This is a genomic window from Acinetobacter sp. AS5, assembly GCF_048957595.1.
Classification (GTDB): Bacteria; Pseudomonadota; Gammaproteobacteria; order Pseudomonadales; family Moraxellaceae; genus Acinetobacter.
Genome location: NZ_JARDAL010000004.1, coordinates 83,048 through 109,211 on the forward strand (window position 1 = coordinate 83,048; position 26,164 = coordinate 109,211).

26 protein-coding genes are annotated in these 26,164 nt (G+C 42.9%); 8 read left to right on the forward strand and 18 right to left on the reverse strand.

Going from position 1 to position 26,164, the window contains the following annotated elements; translation table 11 throughout:
* Window positions 1-201: 201 nt before the first annotated feature.
* The gene (locus PV763_RS02830; protein WP_314136367.1) at window positions 202-1,209 is read right to left on the reverse strand and encodes a WYL domain-containing protein; all 1,008 of its coding nucleotides are present in this window, start codon (window positions 1,207-1,209) and stop codon (window positions 202-204) included.
* A gap of 240 nt (window positions 1,210-1,449) precedes the next feature.
* Here PV763_RS02830 and PV763_RS02835 point away from each other — a divergent pair, with 240 nt between their 5' ends.
* The 5 genes from PV763_RS02835 to PV763_RS02855 all read left to right on the forward strand — a co-directional run bounded on the left by PV763_RS02835 (window position 1,450) and on the right by PV763_RS02855 (window position 5,671).
* Window positions 1,450-3,009: a circularly permuted type 2 ATP-grasp protein gene (locus PV763_RS02835; RefSeq protein ID WP_314136364.1), complete on the forward strand. Its 1,560-nt coding sequence runs from the start codon at window positions 1,450-1,452 to the stop codon at window positions 3,007-3,009.
* 22 nt (window positions 3,010-3,031) lie between these two features.
* Window positions 3,032-3,634 (forward strand): alpha-E domain-containing protein, encoded by a 603-nt coding sequence (locus PV763_RS02840; protein WP_313565505.1) that lies wholly within the window; start codon window positions 3,032-3,034, stop codon window positions 3,632-3,634.
* Window positions 3,631-4,410 carry a transglutaminase family protein gene (locus tag PV763_RS02845; protein WP_216986133.1) on the forward strand — a complete coding sequence of 260 codons (780 nt, stop codon included), beginning with the start codon at window positions 3,631-3,633 and terminating at the stop codon, window positions 4,408-4,410. The genes PV763_RS02840 and PV763_RS02845 overlap by 4 nt, the downstream gene beginning before the upstream one ends.
* Window positions 4,411-4,423: 13 nt before the next feature.
* Window positions 4,424-5,158: a proteasome-type protease gene (locus PV763_RS02850; RefSeq protein ID WP_004278798.1), complete on the forward strand. Its 735-nt coding sequence runs from the start codon at window positions 4,424-4,426 to the stop codon at window positions 5,156-5,158.
* Window positions 5,159-5,239: 81 nt separating this feature from the next.
* Window positions 5,240-5,671, forward strand: coding sequence for a BLUF domain-containing protein (locus PV763_RS02855; protein WP_314136359.1), 432 nt, complete (start codon window positions 5,240-5,242; stop codon window positions 5,669-5,671).
* A 47-nt stretch (window positions 5,672-5,718) separates the two neighbouring features.
* On the opposite strand, the gene alr is transcribed toward PV763_RS02855, so the two are convergent.
* The 12 genes from alr to ppsA all read right to left on the reverse strand — a co-directional run bounded on the left by alr (window position 5,719) and on the right by ppsA (window position 18,837).
* Window positions 5,719-6,789 (reverse strand): alanine racemase, encoded by a 1,071-nt coding sequence (alr, locus tag PV763_RS02860; RefSeq protein WP_253146273.1) that lies wholly within the window; start codon window positions 6,787-6,789, stop codon window positions 5,719-5,721.
* 49 nt (window positions 6,790-6,838) lie between these two features.
* Window positions 6,839-8,281: a replicative DNA helicase gene (dnaB, locus tag PV763_RS02865; protein WP_044108866.1), complete on the reverse strand. Its 1,443-nt coding sequence runs from the start codon at window positions 8,279-8,281 to the stop codon at window positions 6,839-6,841.
* Between the two features lie 216 nt (window positions 8,282-8,497).
* Entirely contained in the window at window positions 8,498-8,944 is a 447-nt protein-coding gene (gene rplI / locus PV763_RS02870; RefSeq protein WP_004278793.1) for a 50S ribosomal protein L9, read from the reverse strand.
* A 9-nt stretch (window positions 8,945-8,953) separates the two neighbouring features.
* Entirely contained in the window at window positions 8,954-9,181 is a 228-nt protein-coding gene (gene rpsR / locus PV763_RS02875) for a 30S ribosomal protein S18 (protein ID WP_004278792.1), read from the reverse strand.
* 12 nt (window positions 9,182-9,193) lie between these two features.
* Entirely contained in the window at window positions 9,194-9,580 is a 387-nt protein-coding gene (gene rpsF / locus PV763_RS02880; protein WP_004278789.1) for a 30S ribosomal protein S6, read from the reverse strand.
* Between the two features lie 436 nt (window positions 9,581-10,016).
* Entirely contained in the window at window positions 10,017-10,895 is an 879-nt protein-coding gene (cyoE, locus tag PV763_RS02885) for a heme o synthase (RefSeq protein ID WP_153566251.1), read from the reverse strand.
* A 10-nt stretch (window positions 10,896-10,905) separates the two neighbouring features.
* Window positions 10,906-11,232, reverse strand: a complete 327-nt coding sequence (locus PV763_RS02890) for a cytochrome o ubiquinol oxidase subunit IV (RefSeq protein ID WP_004645410.1) — start codon at window positions 11,230-11,232, stop codon at window positions 10,906-10,908.
* Window positions 11,232-11,852, reverse strand: a complete 621-nt coding sequence (gene cyoC / locus PV763_RS02895; protein WP_004278786.1) for a cytochrome o ubiquinol oxidase subunit III — start codon at window positions 11,850-11,852, stop codon at window positions 11,232-11,234. The genes PV763_RS02890 and cyoC overlap by 1 nt, the downstream gene beginning before the upstream one ends.
* A 4-nt stretch (window positions 11,853-11,856) precedes the next feature.
* Window positions 11,857-13,845, reverse strand: coding sequence for a cytochrome o ubiquinol oxidase subunit I (gene cyoB / locus PV763_RS02900; RefSeq protein ID WP_148334479.1), 1,989 nt, complete (start codon window positions 13,843-13,845; stop codon window positions 11,857-11,859).
* Window positions 13,846-13,848: 3 nt separating this feature from the next.
* A complete protein-coding gene (cyoA, locus tag PV763_RS02905; protein ID WP_243474530.1) occupies window positions 13,849-14,943 on the reverse strand; it encodes a ubiquinol oxidase subunit II in 1,095 nt (364 codons plus the stop codon).
* A gap of 298 nt (window positions 14,944-15,241) precedes the next feature.
* Window positions 15,242-16,039: an RDD family protein gene (locus PV763_RS02910; RefSeq protein ID WP_005247265.1), complete on the reverse strand. Its 798-nt coding sequence runs from the start codon at window positions 16,037-16,039 to the stop codon at window positions 15,242-15,244.
* A 419-nt stretch (window positions 16,040-16,458) separates the two neighbouring features.
* Window positions 16,459-18,837, reverse strand: coding sequence for a phosphoenolpyruvate synthase (ppsA, locus tag PV763_RS02915; RefSeq protein WP_314136347.1), 2,379 nt, complete (start codon window positions 18,835-18,837; stop codon window positions 16,459-16,461).
* A gap of 154 nt (window positions 18,838-18,991) precedes the next feature.
* Here ppsA and ppsR point away from each other — a divergent pair, with 154 nt between their 5' ends.
* Entirely contained in the window at window positions 18,992-19,828 is an 837-nt protein-coding gene (gene ppsR, locus PV763_RS02920) for a posphoenolpyruvate synthetase regulatory kinase/phosphorylase PpsR (RefSeq protein ID WP_005106620.1), read from the forward strand.
* Window positions 19,829-20,073: 245 nt separating this feature from the next.
* On the opposite strand, the gene PV763_RS02925 is transcribed toward ppsR, so the two are convergent.
* The 4 genes from PV763_RS02925 to PV763_RS02940 form a co-directional block, all read right to left on the reverse strand.
* Window positions 20,074-20,637 carry a flavoprotein gene (locus PV763_RS02925; RefSeq protein ID WP_314136345.1) on the reverse strand — a complete coding sequence of 188 codons (564 nt, stop codon included), beginning with the start codon at window positions 20,635-20,637 and terminating at the stop codon, window positions 20,074-20,076.
* 348 nt (window positions 20,638-20,985) lie between these two features.
* Entirely contained in the window at window positions 20,986-21,990 is a 1,005-nt protein-coding gene (locus tag PV763_RS02930) for an LLM class flavin-dependent oxidoreductase (RefSeq protein WP_314136343.1), read from the reverse strand.
* A gap of 169 nt (window positions 21,991-22,159) precedes the next feature.
* A complete protein-coding gene (locus tag PV763_RS02935; protein ID WP_004278778.1) occupies window positions 22,160-22,615 on the reverse strand; it encodes a hypothetical protein in 456 nt (151 codons plus the stop codon).
* 245 nt (window positions 22,616-22,860) lie between these two features.
* Window positions 22,861-23,277, reverse strand: a complete 417-nt coding sequence (locus PV763_RS02940; protein WP_004645401.1) for a glycine zipper domain-containing protein — start codon at window positions 23,275-23,277, stop codon at window positions 22,861-22,863.
* Between the two features lie 345 nt (window positions 23,278-23,622).
* Between PV763_RS02940 and prfA the strand changes: the two genes are divergently transcribed.
* The gene (prfA, locus tag PV763_RS02945; protein ID WP_004645400.1) at window positions 23,623-24,711 is read left to right on the forward strand and encodes a peptide chain release factor 1; all 1,089 of its coding nucleotides are present in this window, start codon (window positions 23,623-23,625) and stop codon (window positions 24,709-24,711) included.
* Window positions 24,711-25,529 carry a peptide chain release factor N(5)-glutamine methyltransferase gene (gene prmC, locus PV763_RS02950; RefSeq protein ID WP_005252142.1) on the forward strand — a complete coding sequence of 273 codons (819 nt, stop codon included), beginning with the start codon at window positions 24,711-24,713 and terminating at the stop codon, window positions 25,527-25,529. Before prfA ends, prmC begins: the two co-directional genes overlap by 1 nt.
* Before the next feature lie 182 nt (window positions 25,530-25,711).
* Here prmC and PV763_RS02955 read toward each other — a convergent pair whose 3' ends face one another.
* Window positions 25,712-26,065, reverse strand: a complete 354-nt coding sequence (locus PV763_RS02955) for a hypothetical protein (protein ID WP_004278774.1) — start codon at window positions 26,063-26,065, stop codon at window positions 25,712-25,714.
* Between the last annotated feature and the right edge of the window lie 99 nt (window positions 26,066-26,164).

A 26,164-nucleotide genomic window follows, 5' to 3' on the forward strand; every position in this document is an offset into this window, starting at 1 on the left:
AGCTGGCTTGCTCATGTCTCAGTCATTTTTAAATATTGATGTTTCATCCAAGTTGCATTTCGGGGTATCAAAGAAAAGCAGCTTAGCACAGCGGCAGATCACCACAACAAGAACAAAAATATAAGCATAATTCTCCAGTCCCCAATTTGGGGATTTTTTTATTCTGGAATACCTAAAAGAATCTGGATGAAGCCTGTGTGGTTAAGGGTTTTCCTCATCCAGTTGAGCGACTGCATTGGCTACAATACTCGGTTCAATATGTTTAATCTTTTTACCAAAGCTGCGTAACCACCAGACCAGTTGGGAGGTAAATGGCACGGTAGCTGTGATCAGCGACATGCCATTGTCCATTTTTTCAATCTTCTGGTCTTTGCTGAGCTGGCTTTCCTCAAAGTAATGCGCATCCGATTCTGACATGCTGAGTTTAAGCGTGACATTTTCGGTAGGATGGTTAAAGTCCACCCGGAAGCCCAGCGCACCAGAATCAATATACTCATCAATATCGAAATTGACCGGATGCAAGGCGCGGGAATTTAGCACCACGGCCGATTTAAAGCGGTGCAGGGCAAAGGTCTGGATATCCGATTTGTCATGACGGGTACACACCAGATAAATGATCGACCCTTTTTGTACCAATGCCAGAGGATTGAGAATATAGGTTTTTTCTTCACTGTTATGACCACGGCCCTGATACACACATTCCAGTTGTTTGTCCTGTAACAGACCTTCGTACACCGCTTGTTGCGCGGCCTTATCTACCACAGGTGGAATCAGCGGCTGGGTAGCTGGAACAATACGTACGCGGTTAATCCATTGCCGGACATTGTTCTGGGAAGAAAGACTGCGTCGTGCCAGATCAAACCACGGATTCATCTCATCGATCAGGCTCGGCGGCAGCAGATGTTTTAAATGTTCTTCGACCATCATGAAAGTGACCGCTTGCGAACTGGTCATATGCGGCAAACTTTGCAGCGGCGCATCTGAACGCCAACGCCAGCCTTGCGGCGTGGTTTTACTGCTTTCAATCGGAAAGCGTTGAGCAATCTGATTCAGGTCGCGCTGAATGGTGCGCAGACTGATATCAATGCCTTCGCGATTCAGGATTTCCTGTAATTCACGTGTTCCCATCCATTTGCCGGTAGAAAGACGCGACAAAATTTGCCATTGGCGATACAGACTGTTTGAAGTTTCTTTTTCTTGTGCTGACATAATTTATTTTGCTGGCAATAAAGAAGAGGGAATCTAGGCTTAGCTTAACACAATAAAAAAACTCTGATTTTTTCGCAAGTCCCTCTGTGCAACATTTGTCCTACAATTCTAAAACAACTTGGTCGAAAATAGCATTGAGTTCATTGGGCATTTATTAGATTAATGGTAATTGAAATGCAGATGTCATGGCATGGATATTGCTTTGATTTAATTATAATAGATGATAATACGAGGGTTTGTATGCTTAAAGGAAATCAGGATACAAATGTGATTGAAACAATTGATAAATTTAGTTCCCAGAATATTGGAAAAAATTTTATAGACACTAAAACTACAGCGGTATCTACTACAACAAACCCACAACTTTTACTGCAGCAGTTATCTTCAACGTTCTTTAATGAAATGCAGGATGAACATGTGCTGTCCAGTCAGACAGGTCAAAGACTGGAAGAATGGTTATCTCAACATACGCTGGATGAACTCAATGCACTGAATCAGGTAGCAAAAGAACATTTTTTAAATCACGGTATTACCTTTACCGTTTATGGCGATGAAGAAGGCGTAGAACGCACTATTCCCTACGATATCATTCCGCGAGTCATAGACCGGAAACAGTGGAATATGGTGGCTTTAGGCTCGGCACAACGGGTACGGGCGCTAAATTTATTCTTACATGATATTTATCATCAACAGGACATTTTAAAAGCCAATATCATTCCTGAATTGCAGATTTTAACTCATGAGGCCTATCAGCCGCATATGTATCAACATAGCTTGAAAGGCGGGATTTATAGCCAGATTAGCGGAATCGATGTGATCCGTGATTCCAAGGGCGAGTTTTATGTCTTAGAAGATAATCTCAGAACGCCATCTGGCGTGTCTTATATGCTGGAATGCCGCAAGATCAGTGAAAAACTCATGCCAAAAGTATTCGAGCAGTCCAAGATTGCCGGAATCGAGCAATATCCACAATTATTGAAAGAAATCCTGATCGAAAATGCCTACGTCGACAAGCCATTTGTCGTGGTGCTGACCCCAGGACGTTTTAATAGCGCTTACTATGAACATGCCTTCCTTGCAAGGGAGATGGGTGTACCATTGGTAACATCACGTGACCTTTTTGTTGATGACTCGAAGGTTTATGTAAAAACCATACGTGGTCGCCAACGAGTCGATGTTATTTATAGACGGGTCGATGATGCGTTTCTTGATCCCTTATGCTTTAAACCGGATAGCACTTTGGGTGTGGCTGGCTTGATGTCAGCTTATTTGCAAAATAATGTTGTGATTGCCAATGCACCGGGAACCGGTGTGGCAGATGACAAATCGGTTTATCCATATGTCGACAAAATGATTCATTTTTATTTGGGCGAGCAGCCAATTCTAAAAAATGTTCCGACTTATCAATGTCGTAATTCTGAAGAATTAGACTATGTCGTGGCTCATCTGGATCAACTGGTGGTGAAAGAAGCGCAGGGTTCGGGCGGTTATGGCATGCTCATTGGACCACAAGCCTCTAAACAGCAAATTGAAACTTTCAGGGAGAAAATTTTAGCTGCGCCGCATTTATATATTGCGCAGCCAACTTTGGACTTATCGGTTAGTCCGACTTTGACCAATTTTGGTATTGCTGAACGTCATATCGACTTACGCCCATTTGTATTAAGTTCGCCTTATCGTACTGAAATCGTACAGGGTGGCTTGACCCGTGTGGCGATGCAGCCCGGCTCACTGGTGGTGAATTCATCACAGGGTGGTGGTATCAAAGATACCTGGGTAGTCGACAATTTACATTCATAAGATTCCAAAGAAGGAAAATGTCATGGTTTTGCTGAATAGCAATGCACAACATATTTTTTGGCTAGGGCGTTATTTATCTCGCACTCATTTTTTATGTGCGCGCTTTCCATTTTTAGAAGACGAAGCGGCAGTGGCGTATGCCCATGCCTTTTGTTTACCTGCCTTTGATGCCAGTTCCCTAAATGAGCTAGTACTTGATCCTACGCAAGTGGCGTCTTTTAGCCAGCAGTTTAAAGTGGCCAAAGACAATATTCAGGAATTACGAGGGGTGCTGTCTGCTTCAGGCTATGCGGAACTGATGAAACTGATCAAAACCGCAGACAAAAATGCTGGTTATATCTGTGAAGTGGTGACGGAATGTGAAGATATTCTGGAAGCCGAATCTTCCGATATTTTTCTGTTTTTTAGTCTAGGGCAATGTGTCGAACAGCTCGATCATCAGTTACGCCTGGGTGAAGAGACTAGTACCACACTCTGCAAGATTGATTATGTGGTCAGAATTCTGGTGGAAATGGGCTGGGATGATCTGGAACAGTACTGGGAACAGTTGCGTACAGAACCGAACCGGATTCAGTTCTACCAGTTTAGTGACCATATCCATCAACTGTTTGAGGCAGATGTATGAAATTGATGGTGAATCACCAAACGCATTATATGTACACGGCCGAGGTGAGGAACAGTATTCAGTACATTAAAATGATGCCTTCGAGCAATGCGCATCAGCGGGTTCATTCTTGGGATATCAGTGTACCGGGTAATAAAGAAATCCGGAAAGATGCATTTCATAATCTGTGGATGACCTGTAGCCAGCGGGAGCCTTATTATTCCCTGACTATCATGGCGCAAGGGATTGTTGAACTGAATCCTGCGCATCAGAGTGGACTGAATGATTCAATCAATCTCAATCTTTTTCTACAGCCGACCGAATCGACACAATGTAATGCAGCAATGAAAGACTTTGCACAACGTCATGTTCCTGCATTAACCCGTCAGCATTTGATTGAACTGGCACAGGCCTTGCTGGAGCATGTGCCTTATATTTCCAACAGTACTTCAGTGCAAGGCTCTGCAATAGATGCCTTTGAGTCCAGACAGGGCGTCTGTCAGGACCATAGTCATATTTTTATTGCCATGTGCAAATATCTAGGTTTACCTGCCCGCTATGTTTCTGGTTATTTATATGCACAAAATGCTTCGCATCTGGCCAGTCACGCTTGGGCAGAGGTGTTTGTAGACCAGACATGGTATTGTTTTGATGTCAGTAATCTGTTGTTTACTCCAAGTTCGCATGTTTATGTGGCGATTGGACGGGATTATTGGGATGTGGCGCCGGTACGCGGTGTCAGAGAAAAGGGCGGTGTGGAATCCATGCATTCCATCGTTCAAGTGCTAGGATATTAATAAGGACGAATGAATGACGTATTGTTGTGCACTACGTTTAGAGCAAGGTATGCTTTTTATCAGTGATACCCGGACCAATGCCGGAGTAGATCACATTTCTGTATTTCGAAAGTTGTATACCTTTGGTATTCCTGGTGAACGTATGATCGTCATACAGGCATCCGGAAATCTGGCAACAACACAAGCCGTAATTGGGCATATCAAAAATCAGCTCGAACTGAAGCAGGAACCCAATATCTTGAGTCTGCACACCATGTTTGATGTCGCTGAGCTGGTTGGAAGTATGCTGAAAAAAGTGATTGCGAATGTTACGAGCGATATTTCGGAACAAAGCAATTACTATTGCAATCTGCTGGTCGGGGGGCAACTTAAAGATCAGGATATGCAGCTTTATCATGTCTATCCGCAAGGGAACTTTATCTGTGCCACACGCGATACGCCGTATTTCCAGATTGGCGAAAGTAAATATGGCAAGCCGATCCTGGATCGTGCGCTGACTTATGATATGCCGCTGGATGAAGCTTTGCGCTGTTCCCTGATTTCATTTGCATCGACCCTACGTTCCAATGTATCGGTTGGTATGCCCCTCGATGTGCTGGTCTATAAAAAAGACAGTCTGATCATGCCAAGAGGCAAGCGTATTGCCGAAGATGATGAGTATTTCACGTCAATCAGCCGGCAATGGTCAGAGACCTTGAAAAAAGGATTGGCGGAACTTCCGGTTCCCTCTAATGAGTATTTCTTATAATAAACCTATCCGGGTTCAGGTTTTTCGCGTACAGTGTTAACTTCTATGCATCAGGTATAATAAAAAAAGAGGAGTTAGCACATGTACCAATTTTGTTATGCCAGTAAAAGTACTTCTCCCAAACCTGACTTACTTGAAGATTTGGCGAATATCCTGAAAGAAGCTCGTGATTTTAATTACCAGCATCAAGTGACAGGTGTACTGTATTTTGCTGATGGTTATTTTTTTCAATGTCTCGAAGGTGAATGTCCCACTTTAAAAAGTCTGCTGGTGGAGCGACTGAATAAAGATCCTCGCCATCAGGATATTAAATTATTTGAGACCAAGGAAATTGAATATCCAAGTTTCCCGGACTGGTCCATGAAATATATTTCCAAACGCAGTCAGATCCAGCAATTCTGTCGGGAAATGGGATTTGATGACTTTAATCCTTTTGCCTTTCAGCAAAGCCATGTCGATGCCTTATTAATGCAATTATGCATAGAGCAGGGCGAAGAACAAAAGTCAGCCTAAAGAAAAAGCCCAACATAAGTTGGGCTTTTTTTATTTTGAGAACTAGATCAGACTACTTGACGTAGTGGACGATTGCTGAGCCTGCATAATAGTTCATAACCAATCGTGCCATTGGCTGTCGCTACATCATCCACCAGACGGGTTTTACCCCAAAGTTCGACTTCTGTGCCCAATTGCACTTCTAGTCCTGTCACATCAATGGCAATCATATCCATCGCTACGCGGCCGATCACACGAGTTTGCTGGCCATTAATCGCGACATAGTTCTGTTTCAGGAAAGCGCGAGGGTAGCCATCACCATAGCCAATTGAAACAATCGCTAGCGTCATGTCTTGATTTGCGGTAAACGTCGAACCATAACCGACATGCTCACCCGCTTGAATATCATTCAAGGCAATAATTTCAGCTGTAAACTTCATGACTGGCTTTAAGTCCAGATTATGCACATCCTGGTCTGCAAATGGAGTCGCACCGTAGAGCATGATCCCGGGACGGACATAGTCAAAATGCAATTCTGGATATTTATAGATTGCAGCCGAGTTACAGCAAGAGGCTAAAATTGGGGCACAGTCATTTTTAATTTCTAAGAATTGACGGATTTGTTCATCATTCAGTGGATGCTCAGCATCGGCATTGGCAAAATGCATGGCAAGCACGCAAGTAAAGCCTGCGGCTTTTAGCGTATAAATTACGTCTTTGATCGGTTCAATCTTAAAGCCCAGGCGGTTCATGCCGCTGTTCAGTTTGACCCAGACTTTAAGTTCTTTGGCGATATAGGCATCTTTATGTGCAATTAACCAGTCGACTTGTGCCTGTTGATGCACAATGACTTCAATATTTTGTTCAATTACGATTGGCATCTCATCTGGTGAAAAAACACCTTCGATAAGCGTGATCGGCTGTAAATAACCTAATTCACGAATTTCCAGGGCTTCTTGCAGACAGGCAACACCAAAGGCATCGGTTTCGCTTAAGGCTGCTAAGCAGTCTTTAACTCCGTGTCCATAAGCATTGGCTTTCACCATGCTGACGATTTTCGCGGTTGGGGCAAGTTGTTTGACACGGTTTAAATTATATTGCAGCGCAGCGCTGTCAATATAAACTGTAGCTTGACGCACCCTAAATTACTCCTAGAGGGACGATGGAAATGTGATGACGAGAGCCTGATTACTCTTCGTCATCATACTGAGCATAGAACTCAGGTGAGAGATTACTAAAGCGGGTATATTGACCTTCGAATGCCAGACGCACGGTACCAATCGGGCCATTACGTTGTTTACCGATAATAATTTCGGCGGTGCCAGCTTCCTTGGATTCCTTGTTATAAACCTCATCCCGGTAAATAAACATGATCAAGTCGGCATCCTGCTCAATCGCACCGGATTCACGCAAGTCGGACATCACCGGACGTTTGTTTGGACGGTTTTCCAGCGATCGGTTGAGCTGTGACAGGGCAATTACCGGACATTGCATTTCCTTCGCTAAAGCTTTTAAGCTTCGGGAGATTTCCGAGATCTCGCCGACACGGTTATCGCCCATACCGGGTACTTTCATCAGCTGCAAGTAATCGACCATGATACAGCCCAGCTTTCCGCCATGCATTTTGGCAATACGACGCGCACGGGCACGTAATTCTGTTGGTGGTAGCGCAGAAGAATCATCGATATACAGATTTTTTTCTTGTAAATGCACAATGGTACTGGTGACTTTTGACCATTCATCACTGTCCATTTTACCGGAACGTAAATGCCCTTGGTGCACGCGACCAAATGACGAAATCAAACGCATGGCGATGGAGTCGGCTGGCATCTCCATCGAATAGACCAGAGCAGGCAGGTTGTTATTGAATAAAACACTTTCGACCAGATTCATGGCAAAGGTGGTTTTACCCATGGAAGGACGCGCTGCGACAATAATCAGGTCACCGGATTGCATGCCGGAAGTTTTGTTATCCAGTTCCACAAAACCAGTAGTTAAACCGGTAATGCTGCCTTCCATTTGCGACAGTTCATTTAATTTGTCGAATACGTCCGCGACCACCGAGTTGATCGGCTTAGGCCCTTGCGCTTTGGCATTGTTATTATGCTGTTCGGCAATCGAGAAAATATTGGTCTCAGCCAGATCCAGAATTTCACTGACAGTACGGCCTTTGGTGTCATAGGCATTTTGTAAAATTTCAGAGCTGACTTTAATCATACTACGCAGGGTAGAGAATTCTTTAATTTTGCCTGCATAAGTTTCCAGGTTATAGAAACTCGATGGCGAATCTGCCATTAACTGCATCAGATATTCTTCGCCACCAATTGCATCGAGCAAGTTTTGTTTGATGAGCCAGTCATGCACCAGAACCGCATCATAAGGCGAGTTTTCTTTAGAGAGTTGCTCAATGGCACGGAAGATATATTTATGTCGGGTGGCATAGAAATCATTTTCGGTCAGTACATCACCGACCTGCTCAAAAGATTCAGCCACAGTCATAAGGGCAGCAAGTACAGCCTGTTCAATTGCTAAATTGTGTGGCGGAGTACGGAACTCCTTGAGATTGCTATTTTCAGTAACAATTTCTGGTTTAGCAGGAGCTACCTTTTTGCTGGCATTCGCCTGTGACATATAAATCCCTGATTTTAAATACAATGGTTAAATATCGTCGGAGATGAATAGCGTTTATTCACGACGAAATGAAATGATACGCGCTCTGATCAAAAATGCGAAGTGCAATTTTTTGTAAACACGAATAATAAAATGAATTTGACAGTGTTGGCTAGATTATATTTTTTAGAGATAAAAAAAGAGCATGCTTTCGCATGCTCTTTTTGAGGCGAGAAATTACTCAGCTACGATAGTAACTAGAACTTCTGCAGTAACATCATGGTGCAATTGGATTGCGATGTTAAATTCGCCAGTGTGACGAAGCGCGCCATTTGGAAGACGTACTTCAGCACGGTCTACTTCTAGACCAGCATTTGTCAACGCGTCAGCGATGTCACGAGTACCGATAGAACCGAATAGTTTACCTTCATCACCAGCTTTCGCAGTGATAACGATGTTCACTTCGTTCAATTGGTCAGCACGTGCTTGAGCAGCAGCCAAGATAGCAGCTTCTTCTTTCTCAAGTTCAGCACGACGAGCTTCAAAAGCAGCAGTGTTTGCTTCAGTTGCAGCAACAGCCTTACCTTGAGGGATAAGGAAGTTACGGCCGTAACCAGCTTTAACTGAAACTTTATCGCCTAGTTTACCTAGGTTTTTAATGCGTTGTAATAAGATAATATCCACAGCTCAACCTCACTTATGATTGTCAGTGTAAGGGATCAAAGACAAGTAGCGAGCTTGTTTGATAGCTAACGCTAATTGACGTTGGTAACGAGCTTTAGTACCTGTAATACGGCTAGGAACAATTTTGCCGTTTTCAGTGATGTACTGTTTTAAAGTGTCGATATCTTTGTAGTCGATGTACGTAACGTTCTCAGCTGTAAAGCGGCAGAACTTGCGACGACGGTAAAAACGTGCCATGTTATGTTCTCCTTAAGCTTCAGCAGAGTCTTGAGCGTGTTGTGCTTCTTCACGTTGAGCTTTACGCGCACGTTTTTCTTCAGCACTTTTCGCCAATAATGACTCTTCAGTGATAGCGTTTTCACGACGGATGATAAGGCTACGAATGATTGCGTCGTTATAACGGAACAATTCTTCAAGCTCATCAAGAGTAGTTTGACCACACTCAACATTCATAAGAATGTAGTGAGCTTTGTGGATCTTGTTGATTGGGTAAGCCAATTGACGACGGCCCCAGTCTTCAAGACGGTGAATTTGACCTTCAGCTTCTTTGATGTGAGTTAGGTAGCGTTCTACCATACCAACGACTTGATCGCTTTGATCAGGGTGTACTAAAAGTACGATTTCGTAATGACGCATTGTCAGCTCCTTACGGTTTGGACAGCCCCAATTTAAGTAAATTGAAGCAAGGAGTCACAACCAAAGTTGTGTCGCAGTGTTTGCGAAGGGGGAATTGTAGTGATCTTTAGGGATAATTTCAACCAAATAAGACATTTTTGCGAAATTATATCTATAGTCAGATCTTTTAATAGAAAACCACATTAACTTTAAAACAGCAGGGTTCGACTGCTTAAATTCAGCAAATGTACTATTGAGAATATCAAGTGGCTTTCTCTAACTTAAAATCTGCATACACATTATCAATGTCAGGCTAAAACCAAAAAACGGTAAATTTATCAGAGATAAGAAAAGAGAGGGAGGTTCTAAAGCAGAGATTTTGATTCTGCTCTACAGATACTTGGAATGGGGGATAGGAAAATCAAAATAAAAAAAGATAGAGACTAACTCTATCTTTTTAAAAAAACACAATCTGTGTAGATGGCGCAGTTGAGGTAAAGCTAAAGATAATACTGATGACAGTAATCAGGATCACCGAGAACAAGAAATATTTCTTTGCCCAAAGTTGATCATTTTCAGCTTTAAATCCAATGACACCGATATATAACCAGTAAATGCACAGTAAGTTTAAAATCACTGCATAGAACCAGTTGGCATAACCAAAGACAAATAACGCATTCATGGTCAGCGTGAATAACACCACATAAACCAGTGATTCAATCTTGGTACGATGAATCGAACGCGCTACAGGCAAAATCGGAATGCCTGCATTTTTGTAATCATCAAAGCGGTAAATCGCAATCGCCCATGAGTGAGGCATTTGCCATAGCGCATAACCTAAAAAGATCAGTAACGCACCGAGGTCAAATTGATTGGCTACTGCGGTATAACCAATGACAGGCGGAGCTGCACCAGAAATACTGCCTACAACAGTCTGATGAATTGTGGTTCGTTTTGTCCATAGGCTGTAGAAACCAACATATACGACAAAACCAATCACCGCGAATAAGAAAGCGTACGCATTTACCCAGAACCATAAAAGACTAAAACCAACGATGCCTAATACCAGAGCAAAGGCCAGGGCAACAGGTTCGGAAATGGTTTTGGTGACCAGAGCACGGTTTTGGGTGCGCTGCATTTTTTGGTCGATGTCCTGGTCAATCACGTTGTTGACCACACATCCTGATGCTACGACAAGCGTAGTACCGAGAAGGGTAATAAGCAGGAGAAGGAAATCTACAGAACCTTGAGTGGCTACGAAGTAGCCACCCAAAGTGGTAACAAAGTTACCGAAGAGAATTCCTGGCTTAGTCAGGAATAAATACTTTTTCAGCATGACGACCAGTTTAGATCATCATGTTGTAGTGTAGGTAATTCATGATCCATACAGAACCCACTAAAAGAATAGCGATAGTTAAGATGGTATACACGAATGCAATCACGTTCCAGCGTTGCTCTGAAGAAGAGTTCATATGCAGGAAGTAAATTAACTGCACAAGAATCTGAGCAACCGCAGTAATCGCGATGACAGTAATCAAGATACCACGGCCAAAACCGCCTGCCATCACCATACCGAATGGAATTACGGTAAGGATGACAGAAAGGATAAAGCCAACAGTATATTGCTTAACGTTACCGTGTGATTCGCCAGCAGCGTTATGATCGTGACTCATTACAGAACTCCCATCAAGTAAACTACGCTGAATACACAGATCCAAACGATGTCAAGGAAGTGCCAGAACAAGCTTAGGCAAGCTAGACGACGCGTGTTTGCAAGAGTCAAACCATATTTCTTGATTTGAACCATAAGCACGATCATCCAGACCAGACCAGAAGTTACGTGAATACCGTGCGTACCTACCAAAGTAAAGAACGCAGATAAGAACGCACTTGTGCTTGGACCGTGACCAGCATGAACTAGGTGATTGAACTCATATAGTTCCATGCCGATGAAGATAGCACCGAATACCCAAGTAATCGCTAACCAAGTCAGTACTTTTGCAACGTCTTTTTTGTATGCAGCAAGAACTGCAAAACCAAAGGTTACAGAAGAGATCAAGAGGGCGAAGGTTTCAGTAAGAACGAAACCTAGAGAGTCGCCAAACAGGTCTCTCGCACTTGGAGTACCCACAGGAATGTGGCTACTCAAAACAGCGAACGCAATGAAGAGTGTACCGAACAGGACAAGGTCACTCATCAAGTAAGTCCAGAAACCAAAGACGGTGATGTCAGTATCATCGTGATGATGATGCTCATCGTGTCCGTGGTTATCGTGATGAAGTACTTCAGCCATTGTCTTAGTCCTTCTTCAAGTGTTTTTCAAGAATCGCATAGCGTTCGTTTTCAATACGCTCAACTTCAGCAGCTGGAACATAGTAATCCACTTTCTTGGTGAAAGAAGACACGATGAAGCTAATGATAGAAGCAAGGAACGTAACAACTACTAACCACCAGATGTGCCAGATTAAACCGAAGCCCATAACAGTGATGAACATCGCGATAACGAAACCGGCAGCACGGTTAGTTGGCATATGAACATCTTCGTACTTCGTTGGTTTTGCATACGCAACACCATTTTCTTTCTCGATCCAGAAAGTATCAATACCATTGATCTTTGGAAGATGAGCAAAGTTATAGAACGGAGCAGGAGAAGATGTCGCCCATTCAAGGGTACGACCATCCCATGGATCGCCAGTCAAATCCAGACGTTGGTCACGTTGTAAGAAACCAACCACGATTTGCAGAATGAAACATACGATACCAAGCGCAATCAGAACTGCACCGAACATCGCGATATTTACATACGGGTCCCATTCTGGGTTGTCAAATGTATTCAAACGACGTGTCATACCCATGAAACCAAGGATATAAAGTGGCATGAACGCAAAGTAGAAACCGAAGAACCAGAACCAGAACGCTGCTTTACCCCAAGTCTCATTCAGTCTCCAACCGAACATTTTCGGCCAGTAGAAGATGATACCTGCGAACATCGCAAATACTACACCACCAATAATTACGTTATGGAAGTGAGCAATCAGGAATAAAGAGTTATGTACCAGGAAGTCCGCTGGTGGAACCGCCATCAATACACCTGTTAAACCACCGATACCGAAAGTTACCAGGAAGCCTAGTGTCCACAGCATTGGAGTAGTGTAAACAATACGACCCTTGTACATGGTGAATAACCAAGAGAAGATTTTCACACCAGTCGGAATCGCAATAATCATGGTCATGATACCGAAGAACGCGTTAACGTTGGCACCTGCACCCATGGTAAAGAAGTGGTGAACCCATACAACGAATGACAATACTGTGATTGCTACTGTTGCATACACCATTGATTTGTAACCGAACAATGCTTTGCGCGAGAAAGTCGCAACAACTTCTGAGTAAATACCAAATGCTGGTAATACCAAGATATATACTTCCGGGTGACCCCAAGTCCAAATCAAGTTCACGTACAACATCGGGCTACCACCCAAGTCGTTAGTAAAGAAGTGGAAACCGAAGTAACGGTCAAGCGTTAACATTGCAATTGTTGCAGTCAACACTGGGAAAGCCGCAATAATCAATACTGCTGTACATAAAGATGTCCAGGTAAAGATTGGCATTTCCATAAGTTTCATGCCAGGCGCACGCATTTTGATGATGGTAACGAAGAAGTTAACACCCGTTAATAGCGTACCCAGACCTGAAATTTGCAGTGCCCAGATGTAGTAGTCCATACCTACGCCTGGAGAATATTCTATACCAGACAGTGGAGGGTATGCCATCCAACCTGTTGCAGCGAATTCACCTAACGCAAGTGAAACCATCATCAGACCCGCAGCGCCGGCGAATAACCAGAAGCTTAAAGAGTTTAATAATGGGAATGCAACGTCACGTGCACCGATTTGAAGCGGTACAGAGATGTTCATTAAACCAACTACAAGACCCATTGCCACGAAGAAGATCATGATCACGCCATGCGCGGTAAATATCTGGTCGTAATGCTCAGGGTGTAGATAACCTTCGCCGCCACCTTTTGCAAGGAACTGCTGAAGACGCATCATGATCGCATCGGCGAAACCACGCAAAAGCATGATCACAGATACGAAGATATACATGATACCAATTTTTTTATGGTCTACAGATGTGAACCATTCGTTCCACAGGTAGCCCCATTTTTTGAAGTAGGTAATACCAGCAAAAACTGCGATACCACCCAGGATCATCATTGCAACAGTTGCCAATACGATTGGATCGTAAGGAATTGCATCTGGACCTAACTTACCTAAGAAGCTCATGTCTTATTCTCCTTGAGAAGCAGTCGCATGTTCACCAGCTACATGAGCTTCAGAAGCAGACGCTTCATGAGCAACAGCATCAGTCGCTGCAGCTTCTACAGGAGCTGAATGGTCAGCACCGTGGTAGTTACTCATATACTTGTGAATCACAGATTCAAACAAACCTTGCTCTACAGAAGAGTAGTAAGTCACAGGATGTGGCTTAGTAGGGTAAGGCTTCATTGCTTCAGCAGCAGCCTTCTCTTCAGGAGTTTCAGCTTTTGCAATAATCGCTTCGATCTGGTGTTTACCACGGTTGCCGTCACGTAAAGTTGCAAATTCAGCTTGGTCTAGAACAGTTTTTTGTACTGCATTAGGGTTAACTGAAGTACCGTTTCCTGCCTGAACAGCAGAAATCCATTCAGCAAATTGAGCATCAGTCACAGAATGTGCACGGAAGCGCATTTGTGAGAAGCCATAGCCTGAATAGTTTGAAGAGAAACCACGATAACCTTCAGCTGGACTAGTTTCATCTGCTAAGAAGTTAAGGTGAGTTTGCATACCTGCCATTGCATAAATCTGACCACTTAACGCCGGGATGAAGAACGAGTTCATCGTGAAGTTAGAGGTTAAACGAAGGCTTACCGGAGTTTGCTCTGGGAAACGCAATTCGTTAACAGTTGCAATGCCTTGCTCAGGATAGATGAAGATCCATTTAAATTGCTCAGCAATAACCTGAACAGTTAATGGCGCTTTATCTGCTTCAATTGGACGGTATGGGTCATACTTGTGGGAACCCCACCAAGTTAACCAAGCTAAAATACCAATAATAATGACAGGGATACCCCATACTACAATTTCAATCGCAGTAGAGTGTGCCCATGTAGGTTTATAGTCTGCGTCTTTATTCGATGCACGATATTTCCAACCGAACCATAATGCCATGATGATTGATGGAATAACCACCAAAAGCATTAAGTAAATCGCAGTCATCATCAGGTTACTTTGACCTGCTGCAACTGGACCTTTAGAGTTCAGAAGTACCATATCACCACCACACCCGGTCAAGAGTGCAGTCATCGCAGATAAAGACAATACAGCTAAAATCGTTTGTCTCATTTTACAACCTCGGTGAAGAGTCCCATTCCCTAATTTAATATGGGATAGCGATTAAAGTGCATATGACAAAAAAGGCTGAATTTTACAAAACATCCTATTAATCACAATACACCGCTACGTTGTAGGGCATTATGCCTGAGATTCACGAACTAAGCTATATCTAGGGCGCTTTAAATGCCTGTAATAAAAACCGATTTTGCTGGTCTGGATTGGGGAGGATTTATGGGAATTTTATTTCAATTTCAAAGTTCTGTAATCAAAATGGGATGATATTCATCCCATTTTGTGTATTCCTGCGCTATTGTTTCACAACTTTCGTTTTTGCCAGTTTGTCGTGCAAGGTTTGACGTTTTTTGCCCAATCCGAAGGCCCAGTCAATAATTAAACTCAGTGGCATAAATACAATATTTAAAAATATGAAGAATACGCTACGAATAGTAAAAGCGCGCAACAGGCTGGGCTTTTCACCTGATTCTGCATCTACAATTTTGATTTTCGTGAGCTTTTTACCAATACTTTGGCCTGATTTGGCAATCAGAAAGGCTTGAATGGCCAGCATGATAATCAAATAGACCGCTGTGGCAAGCCACGCCTGCTGAGAAAACATCTCAAACATTTGAGTCTGTAATTGCTGAGCCATTGCAGGATCTGCATCGCTACTCAGCACAACATTCATGAATTCTTCATTCAGTTGAGCAAACCGGGTTTCCTGTTCAGGCGTAAAAAAAGCAGTCAAAATGAAGGTTGCTGGTAGCCACAGTAATACGTCTACAATTTTGGCCAGGATACGGCTTGGAATACTGGCAAGTTCATTTTTTTGAGTTGCTGTTTGAGTATGAGGCTGTGAGTAGGCCGAAGTCGTTGGTTGGCTATTCTGGAATACCGGCGTTTCAGGTGTGACTGCTGGAGCGACATAACCTTCGGGTTGATATACCGATTTTCCTTGGGTAAGTTCACCTAAGGCTTTCCACTCGGTCATGCCTTGATGCCATGCCAGGTCAGTCAGCATGACTTGTTGATTCGCCAGCATCTGATTCAATTGCTCGAGCGTATATGGACCAGCTTGTTGATTGTTTCGTGCCAAGTAAATCTGCATATAGACTGAATCTCAATATATAAATGTGAACTGATAATAGCTTTGAACAAGATTGTATTGAATTCTGTTTTGAAAACAAACATCCTCTCATCGTAAGATATAGATTAATTAAGGATTTTCAATCATATTTCTTATTAAAAATGCGCCCATACAAAATTGCAAGGATCACCATTCTTAAAAATATCTTCCCGAACATCCAATGGTTATTCATTATTATTGCCATTTTGATATGACTTTACTGTTGGTATTTGTTTGTCATTACAGTTTTCATGTGTTGATAAGCTTTTTTTTAATTATTTTTATAAATTCAATGGTTTAGCTTTAGATTGGGACTTTAGTTATTAATTTTCAAACAATAAATCATAATAGCTGTCTCATAAAAAAGACCCTATCAAAGGGTCTTTTTTATTCAAAATTGCTTATGCTTTTTGCACTTTTTCTTCAGCCAAGAAGAACCAAGTTTCAAGTACCGAGTCTGGGTTTAAAGATACAGAGTCGATACCTTGTTCCATTAACCATTGTGCAAGATCTGGGTGATCAGAAGGACCTTGACCACAAATGCCTACATATTTGCCAGCTTTACGGCATGCTTGAATTGCAAGAGAAAGCAACGCTTTAACCGCAGGGTCGCGCTCATCAAATAGGTGAGAGACAATACCAGAGTCACGGTCAAGACCAAGTGTTAATTGTGTCAAGTCGTTTGAACCAATAGAGAAACCATCGAAATGTTCAAGGAACTGATCTGCCAATAAAGCATTGGTTGGAAGTTCACACATCATGATCACTTTAAGGCCGTTTTCACCGCGCTTAAGACCATTTAATGCAAGAAGTTCAATGACACGTTTCGCTTCAGCAACAGTACGAACAAATGGAATCATGATCTGGATATTGGTTAAACCCATTTCATCACGTGCCTTTTTCAATGCACGACATTCAAGTTCGAAGCAATCACGGAAGTTATCAGAAACGTAGCGACTTGCACCACGGAAACCTAGCATCGGGTTTTCTTCTTCTGGCTCGTATAACTTACCACCGATCAAGTTTGCATATTCGTTAGACTTAAAGTCTGACATACGAACAATGACTGGCTTGTCTGCAAATGCAGCAGCAAGTGTCGAGATCCCTTCAACCAGTTTCTCTACATAGAATTCGATTGGAGATGCATAACCTGCAGTACGCGCCATGACTGCTGCACGTGTTTCACGTGGAAGGCTGTCAATATTGATCAATGCTTTCGGGTGAACACCAATCATACGGTTAATAATGAATTCAAGACGCGCCAGACCAATACCTGCGTTTGGAATTTGAGCAAAGTCAAATGCACGGTCCGGGTTACCCACGTTCATCATGACTTTAAATGGAAGAGCAGGCATAGACTCAATTGAATTCTTTTGAATTTCAAAATCTAGTGCGCCTTCATAGATAAAGCCAGTATCACCTTCGGCACAAGACACAGTCACTTCCTGACCGTCTACAAGAACTTCAGTTGCATTACCACAACCCACGATTGCAGGAACACCAAGCTCACGTGCAATGATTGCAGCGTGACAAGTACGACCACCACGGTTTGTTACAATCGCAGCTGCACGTTTCATGACTGGTTCCCAATCCGGGTCAGTCATATCAGATACAAGAACATCACCATCTTGTACTTTGTCCATTTCTTTAATAGACGTCACAATCCGGACTTTACCAGAACCAATGCGTTGACCGATTGAACGACCTTCACAAATTACAGTGCCACGTTGTTTCAACAGGTAGCGTTCCATGGTGCCGACATTTTCACGGCTTTTTACAGTTTCAGGACGCGCCTGAACGATATAAATCTTGCCATCATCGCCATCTTTTGCCCACTCGATGTCCAATGGTGCACCGTAGTGGTTTTCAATGATCAGCGCTTGTTTAGCAAGTTCTTGTAATTCCTGGTCGTTTAAAGCGAACTGTTGGCGTTCAGCTTTTTCAACATCCACGACAACAACAGATTTACCTGCAGATGCTTCTTCACCATAAATCATTTTCTGGTGCTTAGAACCCAGGTTGCGACGAAGAATCGCGTGTCGGCCTGCATTTAAAAGCGGTTTAGAAATATAGAATTCGTCCGGGTTAACTGCACCTTGAACGACCATTTCACCCAAACCATAAGATGCGGTAATGAATACTGCATCACGGAAGCCTGATTCAGTATCTAGCGTAAACATCACACCTGCAGCGCCAGTTTCTGAACGAACCATGCGTTGTACACCAGCGGACAGGGCAACTACATCATGGGCAAAGTTTTGGTGTACACGGTAAGAGATGGCGCGGTCGTTGTACAAAGATGCAAACACTTCTTTGATCGCGATCAGAACGTTATCGATACCACGAATGTTCAGGAAAGTTTCTTGCTGGCCGGCAAAAGAAGCATCCGGCAAATCTTCTGCAGTTGCAGAAGAACGAACGGCAACCGCGATGTCAGGGTTGCCGTTAGAAAGTTCTGCAAATGCTGTACGAACTTCTTGTTCTAATGCAGGCGTAAGTGGAGTATCCACAATCCATTGACGAATTTTTGCGCCAGTTTCAGCGAGTGCATTTACATCATCAACATTGAGTGCAGCAAGCTCTGCATTAATTTTAGCGTTTAGGCCACTTTGCTCGAGAAATTCACGGTAGGCATCGGCAGTCGTTGCGAAACCACCTGGCACAGATACACCAGCATTTGATAAGTGGCTGATCATTTCGCCTAGTGATGAGTTTTTCCCACCGACCAGCTCAACGTCGTGCTTCCCTAATTTTTCCAGACCAATTACGCGCGCTTCCAAAGTTGTTACTCCACTTTTGCAGTATTAATCACTATCTTGGCATGAGAGTATAGCAAATCATCTAGGTTTTTGATTTTACTAAGCGACAGTCATGTAAGATCGGTTTACTATAAAGATTATATAGCACTAAGACAAATGTTGGAGGAGAATTTTAATGTCGGAAGGTAAACAAATTCAGCGTAGTGTTTTCTTTATTTCAGATGGTACCGCCATCACCGCTGAAACTCTTGGACACTCGCTGTTAGCGCAGTTTCCACATGTGAAATTTGACATTCATATTATCCCTTACATTAGCTCCGAAGAAGCGGCCACAAACGTGGTTGCAGAGATCAATGCAAGAGCTCAAGTCGATGGTGAAAAACCGCTGGTATTTGATACCCTGGTTGATCCCTATGTGCGCGACATTATTAACACCGCAAATGCAGTAAATCTTGATGTATTTGAAGGGCTTATTAGTAAGTTGGCTGATGAGTTAGGCACGATTCCTACAACTTTAGTCGGGCAGACCCATGCGGTGACCGACTCTGAGTCTTATAAGGCTCGTATTGATGCAGTGCATTTTGCTTTAGACAATGACGACGGCGCACGTACCCGCCATTATGATAAAGCTGACCTGATCCTGATTGGTGTATCGCGTTCAGGTAAAACCCCTACCTCTATTTATCTGTCTTTGCAGTTCGGTATTCGCGTAGCAAACTATCCACTGACTGAAGAAGATTTGGACGATAACCGCCTGCCAGCCGTGCTGCGACCGCATAAAAACAAGCTATTTGGCCTAATGATTGATGCGGAACGCCTTGTGGCCATTCGTTCTGAGCGTAAGGCCAATAGCCGTTATGCCAGCTTTAGTCAGTGTCAGATGGAGTTGCGTGCGATAGAAGGGATTTATATTTCGGAAGGCATCAAGTACCTGAATGTTTCTGAAATGTCGATTGAGGAAATCTCAACACGTGTGTTGCAAATGACCGGTTTAAAACGTCGAATCGGTTAAGAAACCAGCCAGAGCCAAACTGCGGTTTGGCTTTGATTTATAGCTAAAAATTACCAGTAAGCCGTTATTAATCGAAATAATGTATGAGTTTTATAATTCAAATAAAATACCAGCTATCATATTTGGAAATAGTGAAGAATATTCTTTGATCATTTTGTTGGATAAATCATCAATTGGTTCTTGGCACCTAACTCCAAATCTCATTATCAGCTTATCAATTTTTCATTTTTATCCGCCCGCATGAGTTATTTTTCTGCTGAATAAGTATAAATAATGATATCAACTGGATGCTGCTCAGCATTGATGCAATGAACTGCAGTCTCTGAAATTTTAAGAATTGGCCAGGTAATCAGCTGGCAATTTTCACGCTGTAGCGCTGCATAGTAATGATCTGACTTAAGATAAATTTTACGGGAAGATGCAAGATTTGGCATTAACTGGCGTCTTAGCCACAAATTCTGCACCTGATTTTCTAAAAAACGTAGAGAGAGTAGACTTTTAATCCGGTTGTTAAATAAGCGACGATTTTTACCAATCAGCGGATGATTAATAATTCGTTGCAGAATTCGGTCAGAACCGGGCAATACAAAAGCAGGATTAATCTGGAAAACTTTTACCGAACGGGCGTGTTGACTGATTTTATCCAGTTGGCTCACGGTAAACTGGTCCGTGCCAATAATTGCAATATCTTTATCTTCATAATCTAATTCTAGCAGCTCGGAAGAGGGTACTTTAATTCCAGTAAACTGCTGAAAATGTTCGGGGCGATTTTCAAAAATACCAGCGTGTGGATCCTGCTTGGTAGACATTAGAATTCCTTGAATTTATTTAATAATTAATTTTCTTTGTATGAGATATAAACAAAAACTCAAGCTAGGGTAAAGTGAAAAATTTAACTTAGACAGTCATCTATTTGACCAAAATATAAAATCTGATTTTATTGAAGACTAAATGGATTTACATGCGATTCAAAAGGAATGACTTTTAACTTGACAAGATCAACGAAGGAAATGAAGTTAAGTATTCACTCATGGAATAAACTGTTTAATGGAGGAGGTCGATGAAAATGCTTTTACTGGGATGTTTCTTTTAGTCATTTATCTTTAAAGATGAAAAACATCTACCCATTACTGAGAATAGGTAGATGCAACTTTCATTTACTGATCGTTTTTAATTTGCATCAATAGCTCAAAGTTGTGCAGACGTTTGTCAGTGTCATAAATGTCACAAGTAAAGATAAACTCATCCACATCATATTTGGTTAAAAGCGATTTTAGCCCAGCTTTAACGGTTTCTTTGGAACCGACCTGAGCCATAGCAAAGAAATTATCGACTGACATTTTTTCCGGCGGCGACCACAGACCTTCCATCGAATCAATTGGTGCTTTAAGTTTTAGGCTTTGCCCACGAATCAGTGATAAAACCCGCTGATAGGCACTAGTCGCCAGATATTGTGCTTCTTCATCGGTATCTGCGACACAGGTCGGTACGCCCATGGAAACATAGGGACGATCGAGATATTCAGACGGTTCGAAATTGTCACGATATAACTGAATGGCCTGACCCAGCATACGTGGAGCGAAGTGAGAAGCGAAGGAATAAGGCAGACCAAGTTTCGCCGCCAGCTGTGCACTAAACAGGCTGGAACCTAAAAGCCATACGGGTACATGTGTGCTTTGACCCGGCGTCGCCACAATACGTTGTCCTGAAATTGGATCTTTAAAATATTGCAGAATTTCCAGAACATCCTGCGGAAACTGATCTTCGGTTTCCTGACGGCCACGACGCAGGGCACGCATAGTCATTTGGTCGGTACCGGGAGCACGGCCCAGACCCAGTTCAATCCGATCCGGATAGAGCGTTGCCAAGGTGCCGAACTGTTCTGCCACAACCAGCGGGGCGTGATTAGGCAGCATAATTCCGCCAGAGCCTAAAGTTAAGGTTTTGGTATTCGCCAGTAAATAGCCTAAGAGAACTGCGGTTGCTGAACTGGCAATGCCATCCATATTATGATGTTCTGCCAGCCACATCCGGCGATAACCCAATTTTTCTGCTGTTTGGGCAAGTTCCAGCGCATGGTTCAGCGCGAATTGAATGCTCTTGTCGTCACGAACAGGAACCAGTTCGAGTATAGAGAACTGGGTATCGTTAAGCGTACGCATAGTATTACTCTTAAATAGACATCTCTAAAAGCATACGACTTTAGAAGGCGTTTGTATATCGAAAAAAATCGATATAAGTGTAAACCAAAAGATAAAGATAAAAAATAAAGGCAAAAAAATAAGCATCCGAAGATGCTTATAAAGGAGGAAAGAATAAGGGGAGAGAATCTTAACGACGACGGTTGTTATAGCGATAATCGTTATAACGGTAGTTACGAGAAGAGTTATAGCGACGTTCGCTGCGGTCATCATAACGACGGTCTTCGCTGACTTTCTTACCTAAAGCTGAACCACCTGCTGAACCGAGTGCCGCACCGATATAACCACCGTTGGTGCCTGCCATGTTTCGGCCAACTGCATAACCTGCACCGCCACCTAAAGCACCACCGATAATCGCACCATTACGGTCACGTTTATTTGCTGCTACTGCGGCACCCGCACCACCACCAATCGCTGAACCGATTGTTGCACCAGTAGTACCGCCCATTTTATTGCCTACTGCGGCACCAACGACACCACCCAAAGCAGAAGCTAAAGCTGTATTGGTTGTATTGCCTGCATTGGCAGCTGTCATACCCATGGCTGAGGTTGCTACGACAGCGATCATTAGAGATTTATAGTTCATGAGGACACCTTTTATATATCTAGCTATATTTTGTTGATGAGATAAATTTAATCTAGCAAGCGCAAAACAGCATGAAGGCAGTGTTGGCGAATTGTGATTTTTATCTCCTTAATTTATTCATGATGTGGACAGGATAATTCCATGTATTAATTGAAAATTCACGTATTAAAGCCACAATAAAAAAAGCACCAAAAGGTGCTTTTCATGTTAAATATAGCGTCTGGTCTAAACTGCCTGAGCGCAAATTAACGGTAACGTTTTTTCCAGTGTTTAGAGCGTTTTTCAGCTGCTTTATCTTTTGCAATCTTGTTACCTAGTGCAGCACCACCGGCAGCACCCAAAGCTGAACCGATATAACCGCCGTTAGTACCGCCCATATTTTTACCTACGGTATAACCTGCACCGCCACCTAGGGCACCACCAATGGCAGATTCAGTACGGTTTTTCTTGCTGCTTGCAACTGCTGCACCGCCAGCACCACCTAAAGCAGCACCAATGGTTGCACCAGTATTACCGCCCATGTTTTTACCTAATGCTGTACCTGCAACACTACCTAAAGCACTTGCTGCTGCAACACGCGCTGTACTGTCGGCATGTGCGTTTACGGTCATCATTGAACCAGCAGCTAAAACTGTACTCATTAAAAGTGCGTTGAGTTTCATGTCATCACTCCGTGTCCATCTACAGGACTGTAGTTATTTCGATGCGGAAAATGTAACAAATCATGCCCAAAACAATATGAAGATGTTTCTTCATAATTCCCTGCTTTATTTGGCGAATTGTAAAATCGGCAAGAAATAAGAATAAGATCGACTATAAAAAATGCAATTCCACTGTTTTTAATCATATTTGTTAACAAATACTGTAGAGCGCGAATGATAGCAACGCGGACTTACTCAATAATGATGTTCATTAGAAGCCAGAGTCGTTAAACTAGGCGCAATTTTTTGATTTCGCTGTGCTAAATCGGTTTTTAGTCCCAGCCTATGTTTGAGATTTTTTAGAAAATGAAAGAATCGTTACGTTTACGATTAGACCAACTCTCTGACCGCCATGAAGAATTGACCGCATTGCTGGCTGATGTAGAAGTCATTTCTGATAATAAGCGCTTCCGTCAATTGTCACGTGAGCATAATGACTTAACAGAAATCACCAATGTCTGGACCAAGTACAGACAGGCTGAAGAAGACATCGAAACGGCTCAGGCCATGTTGTCAGATCCAGATTTTAAGGAAATGGCACAGGAAGAAATTAAAGAGAATAAAGCTTTAATTGAATCGCTTGAAGCAGACCTGAACATCTTGATGATTCCGAAAGATCCGAATGATGCCAACTCGGCTTATCTTGAGATTCGTGCCGGAACCGGTGGTGATGAAGCGGCGATTTTCTCAGGCGATTTATTCCGTATGTATAGTAAATATGCGGAAAACCAAGGCTGGCGTATTGAAATCCTCTCTGAAAATGAAGGCGAACATGGTGGCTATAAAGAAGTCATCTGCCTGATTAATGGTGACGGGGTTTACGGTCGTCTAAAATTTGAAAGTGGTGCGCATCGTGTACAGCGTGTACCAGCGACCGAATCACAAGGCCGTGTGCATACCTCAGCATGTACCGTTGCGATTCTTCCTGAAATTGATGTCGATACCTCGGTTGAAATCAACTCATCTGATTTGCGCATTGATACCTATCGTGCTTCAGGTGCAGGTGGTCAGCATGTTAACAAAACCGATTCTGCAGTACGTATTACTCATATTCCAACCGGCACCGTAGTGGAGTGTCAGGAAGAGCGTTCACAGCATAAGAACAAGGCCAAAGCGATGGCACTGCTGGTATCACGTTTAGAAAATGCCAAACGTGCAGCAGCAGATGCAGCAACCTCGGAAATGCGTCGTGACCTGGTGGGTTCGGGGGATCGTTCAGAACGTATCCGTACCTATAACTATCCGCAAGGTCGTATGACAGATCACCGCATTAACCTGACTTTATACAAGCTGGATGCCGTGATGGAAGGTGATTTGACTGAATTGCTGGACAGCCTGCATCGCGAATATCAGGCGGATCAATTGGCCATGCTTGCACAGCAGAATGGTGGATAATGAATATTTTACAAGCCTTGGCTTTACGCGGCGAAGCTGAAAGTTACGAACGTCAGGAAAATGCCTGGTTACTGGAACACATCACCAAGATTGATTCATTTGATCTGCTGATGAAAAAGGATCAGGAGTTAACGCCGGAACAGGAACAGGCGTATAAAGACGGATTGGCGCGTATTGCTGCCGGTGAGCCTTTGGCTTATGTCACTGGTTCACAGCCATTCTGGACTTTAGACCTCAAAGTGACCAAAGATACCTTGGTGCCACGTCCGGATACTGAAGTGCTGGTTGAGACTGTGTTGAAATTGGATCTGCCTGATGATGCCCGTGTGGTGGATTTGGGTACAGGTACTGGTGCAATTGCCTTATCACTGGCATCTGAACGTTCTAACTGGACACTAACCGCTTCCGATATCTACGAGCCTACGCTTGAGGTGGCGAAATATAATGCGGAACAACATGATATTGAGAATGTGGAATTTGTTCTGGGTTCATGGTTGAAACCATTTGGCCGTCAATTCTTTGATGCCATTGTATCGAATCCACCTTATATCGATGCTGATGATGTGCATATGCAGAATCTGGCGACTGAACCGGAACGTGCGCTGGTGGCAGATAAAAAGGGGCTGGCCGATATTGAAATGATTATTCTGCAAGCCAAGAAGCATTTGACTGTGAATGGTTGGGTGGTGCTTGAGCATGGTTATGATCAGGCAGACGCCGTACAACATCTATTTAAACAGGCGGGTTATAAGCAAGTCCGCACGGTTAAAGATTATGGCGGGAATGATCGCGTAACTTTGGGTCAATGGCCACATTAATCTGTCATCTATCTTTATAAAAAAGCGACCGATGTGGTCGCTTTTTTATTGGATTTTTTCTTTATAAATTCCTGACTGCATCTGAAACCTTAAGTATTTTGAATGACATGATGCCAACGCAGTATAACTAAAAACAAAAAAGCGATGCCAGAGCACCGCTTTCGAGGAATTTTTAAAAATAATTACATTGGATAGTCTTGTAGACAGTCATAGACTTCTACCTGATCCAGACTACCAGTTTCCATTGCCAGACAAAGTGCCACAACTTTTAAAGTATCTGCCAGAGATTTTTCATCTTTCAAGGCAATACCTTGTTGTAACTCGTTGATACGTTCTGCCGGAATTTCAAGGGCCTGAGCTGCTTCCACAGCATCTACTTGGTTAAAGAAGTGCAAAATTGCATCTTTCAGTTCTGCATCCGATGCATTTAAAATCCCTTGATTCAACTGTTCTGTGATGAGATCAGTCGAAGAAAATAAAGCTTTAGAGAAGTTTTGGACAAGATTTTGCCCAAGTACATCAGTCATCTTTAACATGGAGATACCTTCAACTAGAAAGGAAAATGGAGAGTACAGCCAATAGCAAAAGTGCTATAAATTGAATGAAAAATAATCTATCTCCGGGTGAATTGCAAA